This is a genomic window from Propionicimonas sp. (assembly GCF_049840635.1).
Lineage (GTDB): Bacteria > Actinomycetota > Actinomycetes > Propionibacteriales > Propionibacteriaceae > Propionicimonas.
Genome location: NZ_JASGKL010000004.1, coordinates 84,803 through 101,319, shown reverse-complemented (window position 1 = coordinate 101,319; position 16,517 = coordinate 84,803). Strand labels below are relative to the sequence as shown.

At 72.0% G+C, this 16,517-nt stretch carries 10 protein-coding genes and 1 pseudogene; 7 read left to right on the top strand and 4 right to left on the bottom strand.

What is annotated here, in order from left to right:
* Positions 1 to 8: 8 nt before the first annotated feature.
* Complete coding sequence (locus QM779_RS00705) at positions 9 to 869, bottom strand: fumarylacetoacetate hydrolase family protein (protein WP_428530229.1); 861 nt, start codon at positions 867 to 869, stop codon at positions 9 to 11.
* A gap of 1,148 nt (positions 870 to 2,017) precedes the next feature.
* Here QM779_RS00705 and QM779_RS00700 point away from each other — a divergent pair.
* A complete protein-coding gene (locus QM779_RS00700) occupies positions 2,018 to 4,894 on the top strand; it encodes a hypothetical protein (protein WP_428530227.1) in 2,877 nt (958 codons plus the stop codon).
* A 46-nt stretch (positions 4,895 to 4,940) separates the two neighbouring features.
* Here QM779_RS00700 and QM779_RS00695 read toward each other — a convergent pair whose 3' ends face one another.
* Entirely contained in the window at positions 4,941 to 6,293 is a 1,353-nt protein-coding gene (locus tag QM779_RS00695) for a DUF2252 domain-containing protein (protein WP_428530225.1), read from the bottom strand.
* Positions 6,294 to 6,444: 151 nt separating this feature from the next.
* On the opposite strand from QM779_RS00695, the gene QM779_RS00690 reads away from it, so the two are divergent.
* From QM779_RS00690 to QM779_RS00665, 6 genes and pseudogenes are all read left to right on the top strand, one after another.
* The gene (locus tag QM779_RS00690) at positions 6,445 to 7,209 is read left to right on the top strand and encodes an SDR family NAD(P)-dependent oxidoreductase (RefSeq protein ID WP_428530223.1); all 765 of its coding nucleotides are present in this window, start codon (positions 6,445 to 6,447) and stop codon (positions 7,207 to 7,209) included.
* Positions 7,210 to 7,403: 194 nt separating this feature from the next.
* Positions 7,404 to 9,185, top strand: a complete 1,782-nt coding sequence (locus tag QM779_RS00685; RefSeq protein ID WP_428530221.1) for an FAD-binding oxidoreductase — start codon at positions 7,404 to 7,406, stop codon at positions 9,183 to 9,185.
* 616 nt (positions 9,186 to 9,801) lie between these two features.
* Positions 9,802 to 10,437: a hypothetical protein gene (locus tag QM779_RS00680; protein WP_428530219.1), complete on the top strand. Its 636-nt coding sequence runs from the start codon at positions 9,802 to 9,804 to the stop codon at positions 10,435 to 10,437.
* Positions 10,434 to 11,354 (top strand): annotated as a pseudogene (locus QM779_RS00675) (SDR family oxidoreductase); the annotation flags it as partial. The gene QM779_RS00680 and the pseudogene QM779_RS00675, both read left to right, overlap by 4 nt.
* Positions 11,355 to 11,655: 301 nt before the next feature.
* Complete coding sequence (locus QM779_RS00670; protein WP_428530217.1) at positions 11,656 to 12,693, top strand: HAD-IB family hydrolase; 1,038 nt, start codon at positions 11,656 to 11,658, stop codon at positions 12,691 to 12,693.
* Positions 12,690 to 13,499 carry a ferritin-like domain-containing protein gene (locus QM779_RS00665; protein ID WP_428530215.1) on the top strand — a complete coding sequence of 270 codons (810 nt, stop codon included), beginning with the start codon at positions 12,690 to 12,692 and terminating at the stop codon, positions 13,497 to 13,499. Before QM779_RS00670 ends, QM779_RS00665 begins: the two co-directional genes overlap by 4 nt.
* Before the next feature lie 341 nt (positions 13,500 to 13,840).
* Here QM779_RS00665 and QM779_RS00660 read toward each other — a convergent pair whose 3' ends face one another.
* Together QM779_RS00660 and QM779_RS00655 are read right to left on the bottom strand one after the other, a co-directional pair.
* Positions 13,841 to 14,584: a uracil-DNA glycosylase gene (locus QM779_RS00660; protein ID WP_428530213.1), complete on the bottom strand. Its 744-nt coding sequence runs from the start codon at positions 14,582 to 14,584 to the stop codon at positions 13,841 to 13,843.
* A gap of 45 nt (positions 14,585 to 14,629) precedes the next feature.
* Complete coding sequence (locus tag QM779_RS00655) at positions 14,630 to 16,135, bottom strand: DEAD/DEAH box helicase (RefSeq protein ID WP_428530211.1); 1,506 nt, start codon at positions 16,133 to 16,135, stop codon at positions 14,630 to 14,632.
* Positions 16,136 to 16,517 lie beyond the last annotated feature (382 nt).

Here is a 16,517-nt window from a genome sequence, read left to right as displayed (position 1 = left end):
GACTCCGTTCAGCGTGGGGCGACGACGCGCTGGCGCTGGCTGCCGAGCCCGTCGATGCCGAGTTCCATGACGTCGCCCGGCTGCAGCCAGACCGGGGGGTGGAAGCCCATCCCGACGCCGGGCGGGGTGCCGGTGTTGATCAGGTCGCCGGGCTCCAGCACCATGAACTGGCTGAGGTGGTGGACGATGAAGAGCGGGTCGAAGATCATCGTCGCCGTGGTGCCGCGCTGGCGGGGCTCGCCGTTCAGGTCCAGCCACATCTGCAGGGCGTGCACGTCGGGCAGCTCGTCGGGAGTGACCAGCCACGGCCCGCAGGGGTTGAACGTCTCCGCCGACTTCCCCTTCGACCACTGGCCGCCGCGCTCCATCTGGAAGGCCCGCTCGCTCACGTCGTTGACCACCGTGTAGCCGGCGATCGCGGCGGCCGCGTCCGCCGGGGAGTCCAGGTAGGACGTCCGCGCACCGATCACGATGCCGAGTTCGACCTCCCAGTCGGCCTTGCTGAATCCACGGGGCAGCCGCACGTCGTCGTCCGGCCCGACGAGGGTGTTGGGCGACTTGGTGAACAGGATCGGCTCCGCCGGCACGGCCTGACCGGTCTCCGCTGCGTGGTCGCGGTAGTTGAGCCCGATGCACAGGATCTGGTGCGGACGGCCGATCGGTGCCCCGATCCGCTCGCCCGCGAAGGCCTGCCAGCGGTCGGCCGAACCGCGCTCGGCGACGATCGCGGCCAGCCGCGCCAGGCCGCCCGAGCCGAAGAAGCCCTCGTCGAAGTCGTCGACCTCGTCCGAGACGTCCAGGTAGTGGTCGTCGTCCATCCGCAGCACCGGACGCTCCGCTCCGACCTCGCCGATCCGCATCAGCCTCATCCGGGACCCCTTCGTCGACCTGACAGCCAGCAGCACGCTACCGCCGATCCCGATTTTCGCCAATGGATTGACTAAATCGCCACCTGTCGTCCGCCAAAGTCGGGGCCCCGACGTCCGTGCCGACAGCCCTGTCCCGGAGATCCCGGGTCAAGCCCGGGATGACACACCCCCACCTGTCGCGTCCGTGCAGCCAGCCCTGTCCCCGAGATCCCGGGTCAAGCCCGGGATGACAAGCAGCGCGGCACTCGCCCAACCGTCCCGACCCGGACCACCCACCCCACCTGTCATCCCGGCGAAAGCCGGGATCTCGACGTCCGTGCGGCCAGCCTTCTCCCCCAGATCCCGGGTCAAGCCCGGGATGACAAGCAGCGCGGCACCCGCCCAACCATCCTCACCCGGACCGCCCACCCCCCTGTCATCCCGGCGAAAGCCGGGATCTCGACGCCCGTGCGGACAGCCTTCTCCCCCAGATCCCGGGTCAAGCCCGGGATGACAAGCAGCGCGGCACCCGCCCAACCATCCTCACCCGGACCGCCCACCCCCCTGTCATCCCGGCGAAAGCCGGGATCTCGACGCCCGTGCGGACAGCCTTCTCCCCCAGATCCCGGGTCAAGCCCGGGATGACAAGCAGCGCGGCACCCGCCCAACCATCCTCACCCGTACCGCCCACCCCCCTGTCATCCCGGCGAAAGCCGGGATCTCGACGCCCGTGCGGACAGCCTTCTCCCCCAGATCCCCGGTCAAGCCCGGGATGACAAGCAGCGCGGCACCCGCCCAACCGTCCCGACCCGGACCACCCCCCTGTCATCCCGGCGAAAGCCGGGATCTCGACGTCCGTGCAGTCAGCCGTGTCCCGGAGATCCCGGGTCAAGCCCGGGATGGCAAGTCGCGCGGCACGCGAGCAACCATCCCCGACCCGGACCACCCACCCCCCTGTCATCCCGGCGAAAGCCGGGATCTCGACGTCCGTGCGGACAGCCTTCTCCCGGAGATCCCGGGTCAGGCCCGGGATCACACACCCCCACCTGTCTCGTGCGTGCGGACAGCCTTGTCCCGCAAATCCCGGGTCAAGCCCGGGATGACCAACCATCCCCGTCTCGTCCGGCTGCCTCTATCCCTTGGACGGCCTTGGGTCGAGAATTTCGGCCGTGGCCACCGCGTGGGACGCGTTCATCTCGTACTCCCGCGCGGCCTCGGGGCAGACGGCCGTCGCCGTCCAGCGCGGGCTGGAGCGGTTCGCGCGGCCGTGGCGCCGGCGACGCGCCGCGCGGGTCTTCCGCGACGACTCGGCCCTGTCCACCAACCCCGCCTTGTGGTCCTCGATCGAGGACGGGCTGAGCGGCGCCGGGCACCTCGTCGTCCTGCTCAGCCCCGGCGCCCGCGACTCCCCCTACGTCGAGCGGGAGGTCGCGTGGTGGCTCGCCCACAAGGGGCCCGCGACCGTCCTGTTGGTCCTCGACCAGGGAGATCTCGTCTGGGACGCGACCGCCGGTGCCTTCACCGACGACAGTCCCGTCCCTCCGTCGCTCAGGGACGCCTTCACCGAGGAGCCGCGCTGGCTGGACCTGCGCTGGCTGCACGACTCGACCTCGCCCGCCTCGGATCCCCGCTTCACCGCAGCCATGGCCGACCTGTCGGCTCCCATCCGCGGCATCCCGCGCGACGAGCTCGTCGGGGAGGACCTCGTCCAGCACCGCAGGGTCCTTCGGCTCACGCGGGCAGCGGTCACGGCGCTGGTGGTCCTGCTCGCCGCCTCGATCGTGGCCACCGTGCTCGCCGTCCAGCAGCGCGACGACGTGCTCCGCCAGGCCACCACGCTCCGGTCGCGCCAGCTCGCGTCCGCCGCATCCGGCCTGCTCGACTCCGACCTGCGGGCCGCCCAGCTGCTGGCCGTCCAGGGGTACCGGACGGAGGACTCCGCGGCCACGCGCCAGGCCCTCCTGCAGGCCGCCTTCGCCTCCCCACTCGTCAGCCGCGTCACCCGCTTCGACGCCGACATCACCGCACTCGCCGCGAGCACCGACGGCACGACCGTGGCCCTCGGGCTCGCAGATGGCAGCGTGTACACGGTCGGCGGCAGCGGCACGCCCCGCCTCCGCTTCACCCTGCCCGCCGCCGTCACCGCGCTGCGAACGAACAGGGACGGGTCCGTCGTCCTCGCCGCTGCCGGCGCGACGCTCTCCGTCTCGGACGCCGCCGGCATGCGCACCCTGACGACGTCCGCCGACCTGGTCGACGCCGAGGCCCTCGCCCTCTCCCCGTCCGGGCGCAGGGCCGCCCTGGTCGACGCCACCGCGACCCGACCGATCCGCGTCCTCGACACCGCCACCGGCGAGGTGGTCGCCCGGAGCGTCGACCCGCTGGCTCCCGCCGCCGGCCAGCCGTCGGTCTACCCGCAGTACACCGACCACCTCTCCTTCCTCACCGAGGGCAGGCTGCGGCTGGTCAGCAACGACAACCGGTGGGTGGAACTCGGCATCGAGACCGGCCGGACGCGCCGGGCGGGCGGGGTCGAGTGGGCGCCGTGGCTGGACCTCTTCGTGACCCAACCAGCCACCGACTTCATCCTCGCCGCGCCGATCACGCGCGGGCAGAAGGTGCGCCTGTGGCCGCTGGGCGCAGGCGGCCATCCCACGGCCCGGACAGCAGGGGTGCAGCTCACCGATCCGCTGGGCCTGGCGGCCAGTCCGGACGGGGCGCTCGTCCTGGTCAACGACGCCTCCACCGGCCTGTGGGTGGCGTCCGTCCGCGGCGGTGGGGCCGAGCTGCCCACCACCCGGATCGCGGGCATGGCCGGGGTCGGCGCCCTGGCGTTCACCGGGCCGACCCGGGCGGTGGCCGCCGCGCGCACCGAGCTCGCCTTCCTCGACCTCGGCGGCGTCGGGCGCGACGCCGCGAGCGTCGCGCTGGCGCCGCGGCCGGTCGGGGGCGTGCCCGAGTACGCCGTCGACTACCGCAGTTCGGTGATGGCGATCTCGCCGGACGGGTCCCGGATCGCCGTCCTGGAGAACAGCGCGGCCACGCTGGAGGTGGTCCCGCTGCCCGGGCGATCAGGAACCACCGTTGGGTCGACGAGCCTCGATCCGGACGGGGAGGACCAGCCGCTGTCCGATCCGGTGTGGCTCGACGACGACACGGTCCTGGTGGTGAGCTCGGCCCCCGGCGGCGTGGTGGCCGGTCTCCCCCGCGGCGTGGCGCGCTGGAACCTGGGCCTGCCGGGCGTGGCCGGCGATCCCGCCGACCCCGAACTGCCGCTCGCTGTGTACGTGACCGGGGCGGGAACCGTGTTGGTGGCGACGTCGGGCGGGGTGGTCCAGACCCGGCGGGCCCCCACGGCCGAGTTGGAGGGCGAGACCGGGACGCGATCGGCCGGGGCCGACCCCTACGACCTCGGCCGGTTCAGCGCGGACGGCCGCTACGTGGCGCTGGTCGAGCGGGCGGCCGACGGCGACGAGCAGGAGGCCGGCGCGACCCCGTCCCTGCGGGTGCTCGACGCGTCCACCGGCGCGGTCGTCCACGAGCAGGACTGGCCGGACGGCGAGGGCGTCGCGGGCCTGGAGTGGTCGGGCACGACGCTCCTGGTCTCCCAGCTCGACGGCACGGTGCGGGTCCTGCCCGACCTGGGCCGCGGGACCGTGACCACCCTCACCACGGCGGGCACCCGGACGAGCACCGGATCACTGCAGGCCAACCCGCCGGTGGCCGGAGCCGGCGGCCTGGTCGGCGTCCCCACCCGCTCGGGCCTGGTGCTCTACGACCTGGCCACCCTCCAGGAGTCCGCCACGCTCCCCGTCCCGCCGGGGTTCGAGGGCGTCCCGCAGACCTGGGCGTTCGCCCCGGACGGGCACACGCTGGTGACGGGCTACTTCGGCTCGGACACGCGGACCGCCAGGGTGTCGGTGCGCGACCTCGGCATCGAGGTGGTCGCAGCGCAGGCCTGCGCGAGCGCAGGGACCGGGCTCAGCGCGACCGAGTGGGCACGACTGGTCGGCGGCGACGAACCGGCCGAAGCCGGCTGCCGCTGAGGCAGATCCCTTCGCGGCGTCCGCTCCAGGAACGGAACGGCCGGGCTCAGCCCTCGCTCGCCACCAGCCGGCCGGACGCGATCGCGTCCCGCAGCGCGGCGTGGTCGCGCTCGTTCTGGTCGGCGTAGGCCAGCGAGAACCGTCCGATCGCCTCGTCGAACGCCCTGCCATGGCCCAGGTAGCCGGCGATGACCACGGGTTCGCAGCTCTGCGCGTGGGCGCGGGCGAGGACGCCGCCGCAGATGATCGCGTAGTCGACCAGCAGGGACGGGGACATCCGCTCGACGTCGAAGCTGCCTTTCATGTCCCGGAACTGCCGCACGTAGTAGTGGCGGCCCTCGGACTCCGTCCAGCCGAGGAACCGGTCGGACGCGGCCTGCATGATCCGCTGCCCTGCCACCACCCGCTGGCCCATGTGGGTGTAGCGGGACGGGGACGTCCACGGCTCCAGCACCGAGGTCGTGGCCTCCTTGGCCTGCAGCAGGAGCGGGGACCCGGTCGAGTCCAGGCACAGCAGGATGTAGCAGCGCGTCCCCACGCTACCGACGCCGACCACACGCACGGCGAGGTCGACCGCGTGGAACCGGCGCATCAGCGACTCGACGTCCGGGAGCGCGCTGGCCCGGTAGCGCTCGGGGACCTCCAGCAGGTCCGAGGGCAGCGGGTCGGGACGGAACATCAGCGGCGGCTGCTGGACGATCCGCAACTCGCCGCCCTCACCGGTCGCGGCGAGCTTGGCGAACGCCTGGTCGGCGGTGCGCTGGCGGGCCTTCGTCGCCGCGCGCTCCAGCTCCCTCGCGCGCTGCTTGCGCACCTTGGCTGCCGCCTCGGTGGCGTCGTTGCGGGCCAGCAGCGTCTCGATCGTGACCATGTCGTGGAAGAGGTCGCGGGCGCTGCGGTCGGCGGCGGCCATCATGGTCTCGCGGTACGCGCGCGCAGCCATCGCCGCGGCGTCCCCGGCGTGGGCGTCGCCGAAGCCGTTCTGCCTGCTCGCGATGGCGAAGGACGCCGCCAGCCGCTCCACGTCCCACTCCCACGGGGCGCGGTGGGTCTCATCGAAGTCGTTCAGGTCGAACACGAGCGCCCGCTCGGGCGAGGCGTAGAGGCCGAAGTTGGACAGGTGGGCGTCGCCGCACGCCTGCACGCGGACGCCCGACACCGGCGTCGGGGCGAGGTCGTGCGCCATCACGGCCGCCGCGCCGCGGTAGAACGTGAACGGGGAGACCACCATCCGCGTCCATCGCAGCGGGACGAGGTCGGTCAGCCGGGCGGTGTTCTGGGCGTCGAGGATCGCGACCGGGTCACGGTCGAAGTCCAGTCCGGTCCCGATGACGGAGCGGGGGGTGCCGGCGCGGAGTCCGCGTCCCCTCCCGAGCAGGTCTGCCGTCGTCTCGTGCATCGCCCCTCCTTCGCGCGAGAGCGACACTATCCCGTGCGCCGCGGCAACGGCCCCTGAGGAGCCGTGCGGCGAGGAACGAGCCCCACGGCGTCACGAAGGGCCACCGCCTGCGTTCCCCGTCCACGGCGCCCACCTCAGTACGCTGGCGCCCATGCGCTCTCTGGTGACCGGTGCCACGTCAGGGTTGGGGGCGGCGTTCGCCCGTGCCCTGGCCGCCCGGGGTAGTGACCTCGTGATCGTCGCGCGCGACGAGGAACGGCTCGCGGCGACAGCGGCCGAACTGCGGACCGCCCACGGCGTCACGGTGGACGTCCTGCGTGCTGACCTGTCGGTGGACGCCGACCTCCGGGCGGTCGCCGCGGAGCTGGAGAACTCCGAGCGTCCGATCGACCTGCTGGTGAACAACGCCGGGTTCGGTCTCCACACCCGGCTCACCGACCCCGACGTCGCCGTCCATCGCAACGCGATCGACGTGATGTGCTACGCGGTCCTCGTCCTCGGGGGCGCAGCCGGACGCGCCATGCGGGCGCGCGGGCACGGCCGGATCATCAACATCTCCTCGCTCGCGAGCTGGACCACCCAGGGCCACTACTCCGCGGTGAAGGCGTGGGTGCGCGCGTACTCGGAGAGCCTGTCGAACGAGCTGCACGGGAGCGGCGTCACCGTCACGGCGGCCTGCCCGGGCTGGGTCCGCACCGAGTTCCACGAGCGCGCGGGCATCCGCACGAGCGCGCTGCCCGACTGGATCTGGCAGGACGCGGACCCGGTCGTCGCCGAGATCCTCGCCGACGCCGAACGCGGCAAGGTGCTCAGCGTCCCCGGCCTCCAGTGGAAGATCACGCGGATCGTCCTCAAGCTGGCGCCGGCGGCCGCCGTCCGCGCCGTCTCCCGCGCGCTCGTCCGCAGCCGCGACTGAGCGGCACGACAGGAACCGTCCCCATCGTTCCCCCGGCACGATGGGGACGGTTCCTATCGTGCCGTTCCGGTCCACGCGCGGGAGTACTTCTCCGCACCCGGGCTGCGGCGTCGGCTACGCTGCGGGGGCCCGCCCCGGTGCCGGTGGAATGATCACCGAAACGAGCTGTTCCGACGACCCAAGGACCTGCACAGATGGCTGACAAATCGCTGAACCGCGACACTTCGGCGCTCGACCCCACGCTGTGGGACCACCGCTGGGGCTTCCACGACACGAAGCTGGTCGTGTTCGGCGATAACTCCGTCGAGATGACCGGCAGCCGCTACAACCTGTGCGGCTACCGGATGCCGTACCTCATCCCGTTCATCAACAACGAGCTCGACGTCACCATCGACTTCTCCTCGCCGCGCCCGCTCACGACCGACCACAAGGTCACGCCCGCCGCCCGCAACGAGGCCTTCCTCAGTGCGCTGGCCGGCGCGCTGCGTCCCGACCAGACCAGCGACGAGGACCGCGAGCGACTCCTGCACAGCCACGGCCAGACCACCACCGAAGAGGTGTCCCGCGTCCTGTACAACGACCTCGACCGGTGCGTCGACCTCGTCGTGTGGCCCGAGTCGGACGAGGACTGCCAGGCGCTGGTGTCCCTCGCCGTGGAGCACGACGTCGTGCTGATCCCGTTCGGCGGCGGCACCAACGTGAGCAGCGCCCTGCTGGTGCCGGACGCGGAGTCCCGCATGGTGGTGTCCGTCGACACCCGCCGGATGAACCGGATCCTCTCGATCGACCGCGCCAACCTGACCGCCACGGTGCAGGCCGGTGTCACCGGCGCGCAGCTCGAGGAGCAGCTCGCGAAGGAGGGCCTCACCTGCGGCCACGAGCCGGACAGCTCCGAGCTGTCCACGCTCGGGGGCTGGATCGCGACCAACGCGTCCGGCATGAAGAAGAACCGCTACGGCAACATCGAGGACCTGGTCGAGAACTTCACCCTGATCACGCCGGCCGGCACGATCGAGCAGCAGTACGCCACGCCGCGCCAGTCCCCCGGCATCCAGCTCCAGAAGGCGCTGTTCGGCAGCGAGGGCAACCTCGGCCTGATCACGAAGGCCGTGATCCACGTCCACGCGCTGCCCGAGGCCAAGAAGTACGGGTCGGTGATCTTCGCCGACTGGGCCACCGGTGTCTCGTTCATGGAGGCTCTCAACCGCACCGGGGTGAAGCCGGCCAGCATCAGGCTCGTCGACAACCTCCAGTTCCGCCTCGGCCAGTCGCTGAAGGCCGCCCCCAGCGGGACCAAGGTCGTGATGAGCAAGGTCGAGCAGGTCTTCGTGACCCGGATCAAGGGCTTCGACCACCACACGATGGTCGCGGCGACGATCGTCTACGAGGGCTCGGACGCCGAGGTCGCCGTGCAGGAGAAGGTCGTCGCCCAGACCGCGAAGCAGTTCGGCGGCATCCAGGGCGGCTCGGGCAACGGCGAACGCGGCTACATGCTCACCTACGCGATCGCCTACCTGCGCGACTTCCTGGCCGACTACTACATCATCGGCGAGACCTACGAGACCACCGTGCCCTGGAACCGCATTCACGACGTCTGCGAGGCCGTCGACCGCGTCGCCAACTCCGAGCACACCCGGCTCGGTTTCCCCGGCCGGCCGTTCACGTCCCCACGGCTCACGCAGATGTACCACAGCGGGGTCTGCCTGTACTTCACCCACGGGCTGTACCACCGCGGCATCGAGGACGGGGACGAGAAGTTCGCCGAGATGGAGCGCAACATCCGCACGGCCATCATGGACGCGGGCGGCTCGATCTCCCACCACCACGGCGTCGGCAAGCTGCGTCGCTCGGTGGTCGGTCGCGTCGCGTCCGAGGAGAACGTGGCCGCGGTGAAGGCGCTGAAGGCCGCCGTCGACCCGAGCAACGTCTTCGCCGTCGGCAACAACATCTTCGCCGCCCCCCGGAGCGAGGACTGAGCCAGCCCGTCCCCACAACGTGGACGGAACGCGACTACACCGCACAACCGTCCACCTTGTTGTCGGCAGCGTCCCCGTCCACCACAACCTGGACGGAAAGTCGTGAGTTCGCCGCAGAAGCGTCCACCTTGTGGTGGGCGCGGAGGCCGGGGGACGCTGCTGCCGCCACTGTCACCCCGGGCTTGACCCGGGGCCTCGCCGTCCCGTCCGCGACACAAGGTGGACGGTTTGTCGCTGCACAACCGTCCACCTTGCCGAGCCCCCAAGCCGGTCACCAGAAGCGGCTACGTAATCTTGCTGCCCTCGTCGGACGCCGACGGCCTTCCGGGGGTCGGCTGGTACGGTGCCAGTCACCCGGCCACGAGTCCTGAGGAGGCGGCAATGACCCGGCAGGACGTCTCTTCGGAGACGGAGCGGATCATCGCTGCTTCGGAGTCCGCGCGCGTCCCCGCCGCGGACTTCGACATCAAGGAGTTCGCCCGCACCGCGCGCGGCAGCCACCGCGACCTCACTCGACCTCGACTCCTACGCAGACCAGCCCCTCGACAGCGCCACCCTGGCCGTCGTCGACCTGCTCACCCGCCTCGAGCGTGGCGCCCTGAGCTACCTCCGCAGCGTGCTCGTCACCCCCACCCACAAGGACGCGCGCGTCACCGCGTTCCTCGTCACCTGGGCGTACGAGAAGTACTGGATGGCCGACGCCCTGGAGCAGGTCGTGCTCGCCCATCCCGACCACACGCCGCCCGTCACCCCGGGCGTCGGCCGCCTCACGAGGCTCCGCAACGCCGTGGCCGAGCGCATCGAACCGATCACCGAGTCCGTGGTCGCCAACCTGATCGGGGACGACGTGATCGCGGTCCACACCAGCGCCGGCGCCATCGACGAGTGGATCCTGCACGCCGCCTACACCCACCTGGCCGCGGCGTCCCCGTCCCCGGCCTTCACCCGGACGCTGGAGATCCTGCAGGACGTGAAGAGCCGCCACATCACCTACTTCGAGGCCGACGCCCGCGACCGGCTGGCCGCGTCCCCGAGCGCAGGCACGCTCGCCCGGCGCCGCCTGCCGAAGCTGGCCTGGCCGCTCGGCTCCGCCGACGAACCGCCGGCGCTGGTCGCCCGCCTCCTCGGCGAGGTCGTGCCCGCGTCCGACCTGGCCCTCATCGACGCGAAGGTGGACGCCCTGCCGGGCCTGGAGGGACTCGACCTCGTCCGGAGCGCCGCCGCCCGGACGGCGAAGGCGGCGGCCCGGTGAGCGTCGACCTCGGCAACGCCAGGATCCTGCTCACCGGAGGCACCGGGTTCGTCGGGCAGGCCATCCTGGAACGCCTGCTCAGCAGCCACCCCGGCACGACGATCCTCGTCCTGGCCCGGCCCAAGGGGTCGCTCGGCGCACAGCACCGCGTCGAGAACCTCCTCCGCAAGCCCGCCTTCTCCCGCTGGCTCGAAGCGGTCGGCGAGGACGAGGCCCGCCGCCAGTTCGCCGAGCGGGTGGTGGTCGTCGAGGGCGGCCTGGGGACGCTCGGCCCCGAGCCCGAACGGCTCGACATCGTCCTGCACAGCGCGTCCAGCGTGAACTTCGACGACCCGATCGACGCGGCCTTCGCCACGAACGTCACCGGGGTGTCGAAGCTCTACCAGGGCCTGCTGGACGCGGGCGCCGACCCGCACGTCGTGCACGTGTCGACCGCCTACGTGAACGCCGCCCGCAAGGGCCTGGTCACCGAGGGCCCTGTCGAGCACCAGGCGGACTGGCGGGCCGAGGAGGCCGCCGCCCGCTCGGCCCGCGTCCGCACCGACGAACTCTCCCGCACCCCGGAGATGCTGCGCCGCTTCCTCCGGCAGGCGAACCAGGAGGTCGGCAAGGTCGGCCCGCGCGCGGTCGCGGAGGCCACCGAGGCGGCCCGCTGCACGTGGGTGAACGACGAGCTGGTCTCCCACGGCCTCACCCGCGCCCAGAGCCTGGGCTGGACGGACGTCTACACGCTCACCAAGGCGCTGGCCGAACGGCTGGCCGAGGAGCTGTGGCTCGGCGGCGGGCACCGGCTCTCGATCGTGCGTCCCTCGATCATCGAGAGCGCGTTCCGGCACCCGTTCCCCGGCTGGATCGACGGCTTCAAGGTGGCCGACCCGCTGATCGTCGCCTATGGGCGCGGCAACCTGCCCGAGTTCCCGGGCCTGCCCGACAGCGTGCTCGACATCGTCCCGGTCGATTTCGTCGTGAACGCCGTCCTGGCCGCCGCGGCCACGCCGGCACCCCGCGAGCGGGCCCGCTACTTCCACATGGTCTCCGGCACGTCCAACCCGCTGCCGCTGCACCACATGGTGGAGAACATCCGCTCCTACTTCACCGCGCACCCGATCCCCGGCGCCGAGGGGCCGGACGGCGATCCCGACGTGGCAGTTCCCGGGCGGGATCCGCTTCGAGGCCGGCCTGAAGCGCAAGGAACTGGGCACGAAGCTCACCGACGCGGTGATCTCGAGGCTGCCGGCGACCTCGGGGTCGCGCGACTGGGCCGACTCGCTGCACTCGGCGCGCTCGAAGCTGCAACTGTTGCGCAAGTTCTCCGGGCTCTACCAGGCCTACGTCCAGTCGGAGGTGCTGTTCGACGACGCGTCCACCCGCGCGCTCGACCACAAGGTCTCCTCCGGCCCCGACGACGACGCCGGCTTCGACGTGACCGCGATCGACTGGAGCCATTACCTGCAGGACATCCACCTGCCGGCGATCACGTCCCTGCCCCGCGCGCTGGCCGGGCGGGCGGGACGCAGCGGGCGGACGCAGAAGCCGCTGGTTCCGGGGCCGGGCGTGCTCGCCGTGTTCGACCTGGAGGGGACGGTGCTGCACGCGAACCTCGTGCAGCAGTACCTGTGGCTGCGCGACGCCGAGCGGGACATGACGTCCGTGCCGCGCGAGGTGACGAAGATCCTGGCCCTGCTCCCCCGCTACCTGGCCGCCGAACGGCGCGACCGCAGCGAGTTCATCCGCAGCTTCCTGCGTCTGCACAAGGGCATGAAGGTGGCCGACATCGAGCGGTACGTCGCGGGCAGCGCCGGACGCAAGCTGCACGCGCACCTGCTGGCGGACGCCCTGGCGCGGGTCGCCGAGCACCGCGCGGCCGGTCACCACACCGTCCTGGTCACCGGCGGCGTCGACCTGCTGGCCGGCGTGGCCGCGCCGTACTTCGACGAGGTCGTGGCGAGCGGCCTGCACGAGCGCGACGGCGTCCTGACCGGTTACCTCGCGGCCCCGCCGATCGTGGGCGAGGCGCGAGCGGCCTGGCTGCGGCAGTACGCGGAGAGCCACGGCTTCGACCTGTCGAAGTCCTACGGGTACGGCGACAGCCAGGCGGACACGTCCTGGCTGCGGCTGGTCGGCAACCCGGTCGCGGTGAACCCCGACCAGCGCCTCTACGTGTTCGCCCGCGGCAAGCACTGGGAGGTCGTGGAGTGGAAGCGGACGGGCGCTTCCGACGCGGAAAGCACTGATGAGGAACCGGGAGGCGCATGATGGCGTTCGACATCGACCAGTACGCCGAGACGTCCGAGGGCGTGACCTGGGAGGACCTCGACTTCGGCGCGTTCGACACCGACCCGCTCGGCGAGGACACGCTGCGCACCGTCCGCTACATGTGCAACGTCGAGTACCACACGGTCTGCTACCTGCGCGACCTGCTGGTGACCCCGTCCCACAAGGAGCGGGACGTGAGCGCGTTCATGACCATGTGGAACCGCGAGGAGTACTGGCACGGCGAGGCGCTGGCCGCGGTGCTGGGCCGGCACGGGATCACGGTGGACTACGACGAGCTGAAGGCCGCCCGCGTGAAGCTGGAGTGGCGGGACAAGCTCGCACCGCTCAAGCAGTCGATCCTCGGCAACATCGTGGGTGACGACTTCGTCGCCGTCCACATGAGCTGGGGTGCGGCAAACGAGTGGAGCGCGACCGCCGCGTACCGCCGGCTGGCGACGCTGGAGCAGCACCCCGCGCTGTCGCCGCTGCTCAAGCGGATCGGGCAGCAGGAGACCCGGCACACCGCGTTCTACGCGACGCAGGCCCGCAAGCGGCTGGAGAAGTCGAAGATGGCCCGGACGATGACGCGCCTCGTGCTGGCGAAGGCGTGGCGTCCGGTCGGCTCCTCGATCTCGGAGGAGGCCGACCTCGACCACGTGATGAAGCACCTGTTCAACGGCGAGGACGGCCTGGCGGAGATCCGCCGCATCGACGCCAACATCGCCAAGCTCCCCGGCATGGAGGGCCTGACGATCTTCGAGAACGCCCTGCGCCGCCACGAGATGGACTGGCCGACCGCCGCCTGAGGGCCAGCGCGCGCGATCTCCTTCAGGCGGACGCCCTTCGTGACGCGTTCGCTCGTTCCTCGCTAACGCTCCTCAGGGAGCGTTCGACGGCATGGAACAAACGGTCCCTGAGGAGCGGACGGGTGAGGAACGAACCCGGCCGCGTCACGAAGGGCCGCCGCGGCCGCCGTTCATTGAACGCGTAACGTTTCAATAACTGTTGAGAGCGTAGTGGGACCGCTCGACGCGGCGTGTGGAAGGCTCTCCGCGGGAAGAGCGGCAGCGGTGAGTGAAGACCATTCCTCAGGAGGACCGGGCTGCTCTTCCCGAACTTCACACCGCGCTCCGCGCCACCGCGCGGTTCAACGCCCGGACAGTTGCACCGCCCGATCGAGGACGGCGTCCAGCATCGGCGGGGTGAGCTTGCCGGTGAACGTGTTCTGCTGGGAGACGTGGAAGCAGCCGAGCAAAGTGACGTCGCGTCCCTCGGGAGTGGTGAGGACGGTCTCGGCGCCGTGACCGAAAGCGGGTGAGGGACGGGGGACCGTCCAGCCCAGGTCGGCGAGCGTGGCCAGCAGCGCGTGCCACCCGAAGCCGCCGAGCGCGACCAGGACCCGAAGCGTCGGAGCCAGCAGCTCCAGTTCCCTGGCCAGCCAGGGCGCGCACGTACGACGCTCCTGCGGCGTGGGCTTGTTCGCCGGCGGCGCGCAGCGGACGGGCGCGGTGATCCGGACGCCGGTGAGCGCCAGCCCGTCGTCGAGTGCGACCGAGGTCGGCTGGTTCGCCAGCCCGACCCGGTGCAGGCCCGCGTACAGGAAGTCGCCCGAGCGATCGCCGGTGAACATACGGCCGGTGCGGTTGGCGCCATGCGCGGCCGGGGCCAGTCCGACGATCGCGATCGACGCGCGCGGATCACCGAAGCCGGGCACGGGCCTGCCCCAGTACTCCTGATCGCGGAACGAGGCCCGCTTCTCCGCCGCGACCTCCTCCCGCCAGGCCACCAGCCGCGGGCACGCGCGGCAGTCGACCACCAGCGCATCGAGCTCGGCCAGAGACGTGGCCGCCCCCGCGCGGGTCGGGTCGTCGGACGCGTTGCTCGCTGGCACGCGCCCTATCGTGCTCCGTCGGGGACGGCGAGGCGACCCGAAGGTCTACGCGGCGCGGCGGGTGCTCGGACGTCGGGCGCCCTGGCGGCGTCCCTGCCGCGCGGAGAAGTCGGCGGCGCTCTGTGCGGACGACGTCTGCGGACGCCCCGACCGGGCGTTCTGCGCCGACGCCTGCGGACGGCCGGACCGCGCGTTCGAAGAGCGTCGCGTCCGGCTCGACCCTGCGCCACGCGGCGCATCCTGGGTGCGGGGGCCCGAGGCCTTCCGGGCCACCGCGGCCTTGCCGGGAGCCTGCACTTCGCCGCGACGGGCGGCAGCTGCCGGTGCCTGGTCGGGAGCGACGGCCGCCGCGGCGGGCCCGGCGAGCTCGCGCACCAGCGGGTCACCGGCGCGCGCCGGAGTGGGGGTCACGGTGATCTTCGCCGCGCGGGCGAGGGCGTGGAAGTCCTTGCGTTGCTCGGGCAGGACGAGGGTGACCACGTCGCCGGCGTGGCCCGCGCGGGCGGTCCGTCCGGAGCGGTGCAGGTAGGCCTTGTGCTCGGCCGGCGGGTCGACGTGGACGACGAGCTCGACGCCGTCGACGTGGATGCCGCGGGCGGCGATGTCGGTGGCGACCATGACGCGCACCTGGCCGTCGGCGAAGGCGGACAGCCCGCGCTCGCGCGCGTTCTGGGAGAGGTTGCCGTGCAGCTCGACGGCGGGGATCCCGTCCGCGGTGAGCTCACGGGCCAGCTTGCGCGCCTGGTGCTTGGTGCGGGTGAACAGCAGCCGCCGGCCGGTGCCGGACGCGAGCTCGCGGACCACCTGCCGCTTCTGGCCGGCGTCCCCGACGAGCAGGACGTGATGGGTCATGGCCTCCACCGGCGAGGACTCCGCGTCCACGCTGTGCACGAGCGGGTGGTCGAGGAAGCGCTTCACCAGCTTGTCGACGCCGGCGTCCAGCGTGGCGGAGAACAGCATCCGCTGCCCGCCGGCAGGGGTCGCGGCGAGGATCCGGGTGACGCCGGGGAGGAACCCGAGGTCGGCCATGTGGTCGGCCTCGTCCAGCACGGTCACGACGACGTCGTCGAGGCTGACGTGGCCCTGGCCCATCAGGTCCTCGAGCCGTCCGGGCGTGGCCACGACGATGTCGGTGCCCTGCCGCAGCCGCCGGACCTGACCGGTCTGGTTCACGCCGCCGAAGATCGTCATCACGCGCAGCCCGGACGCGGCCGCGAGCGGCTCGACGGTCTCGAGGATCTGGTTGGCAAGCTCGCGGGTCGGGGCGAGCACGAGGCCGCGCGGGGCGCCGGGACGGCTCGTCCGCGCGATCCGGGTGTCGGATCGCACGAGGCCGGCCAGGCGTGCGACCAGCGGCAACGAGAATGCGAGCGTCTTGCCGGAACCGGTGCGGCCGCGGCCGAGGACGTCACGCCCGGCGAGCGTGTCGGGAAGGGTGGCGGTCTGGATCGGGAAGGGGGTGCTGATCCCGCGCTGGAACAGCGGGTCGATCAGCGCGGTGGGAACGCCCAGCGACGCGAACGACGTCGGGGCAGGCTTCGAAGAGGGCAAGGAACTGCTTTCGTCAAGAGGTGGTCACCACGTCCCAGTCCGCTCGCGTCCTCGACGGCGGGCCGTCGGCGCGGTGCGGAAGAGCGATGCAGGGCACGACGCTCGCGCCCTCCCCGCCAGTCTCTCACGCCTCCCCCGATCCGCCGAATCGCCACGACGAGATCCCGGGTCAAGCCCGGGATGACACCACCCTCGCTGTCATCCCGGCGAAAGCCGGGATCCCGGCGACCACCACAATGACGAGATCCCGGGTCAAGCCCGGGATGACACCCACCCCCTGTCATCCCGGCGAAAGCCGGGATCCCGGCGACAGCCAACAACGACGAGATCCCGGGTCAAGCCCGGGATGACACCCCACCCCCTGTCATCCCGGCGAAAGCCG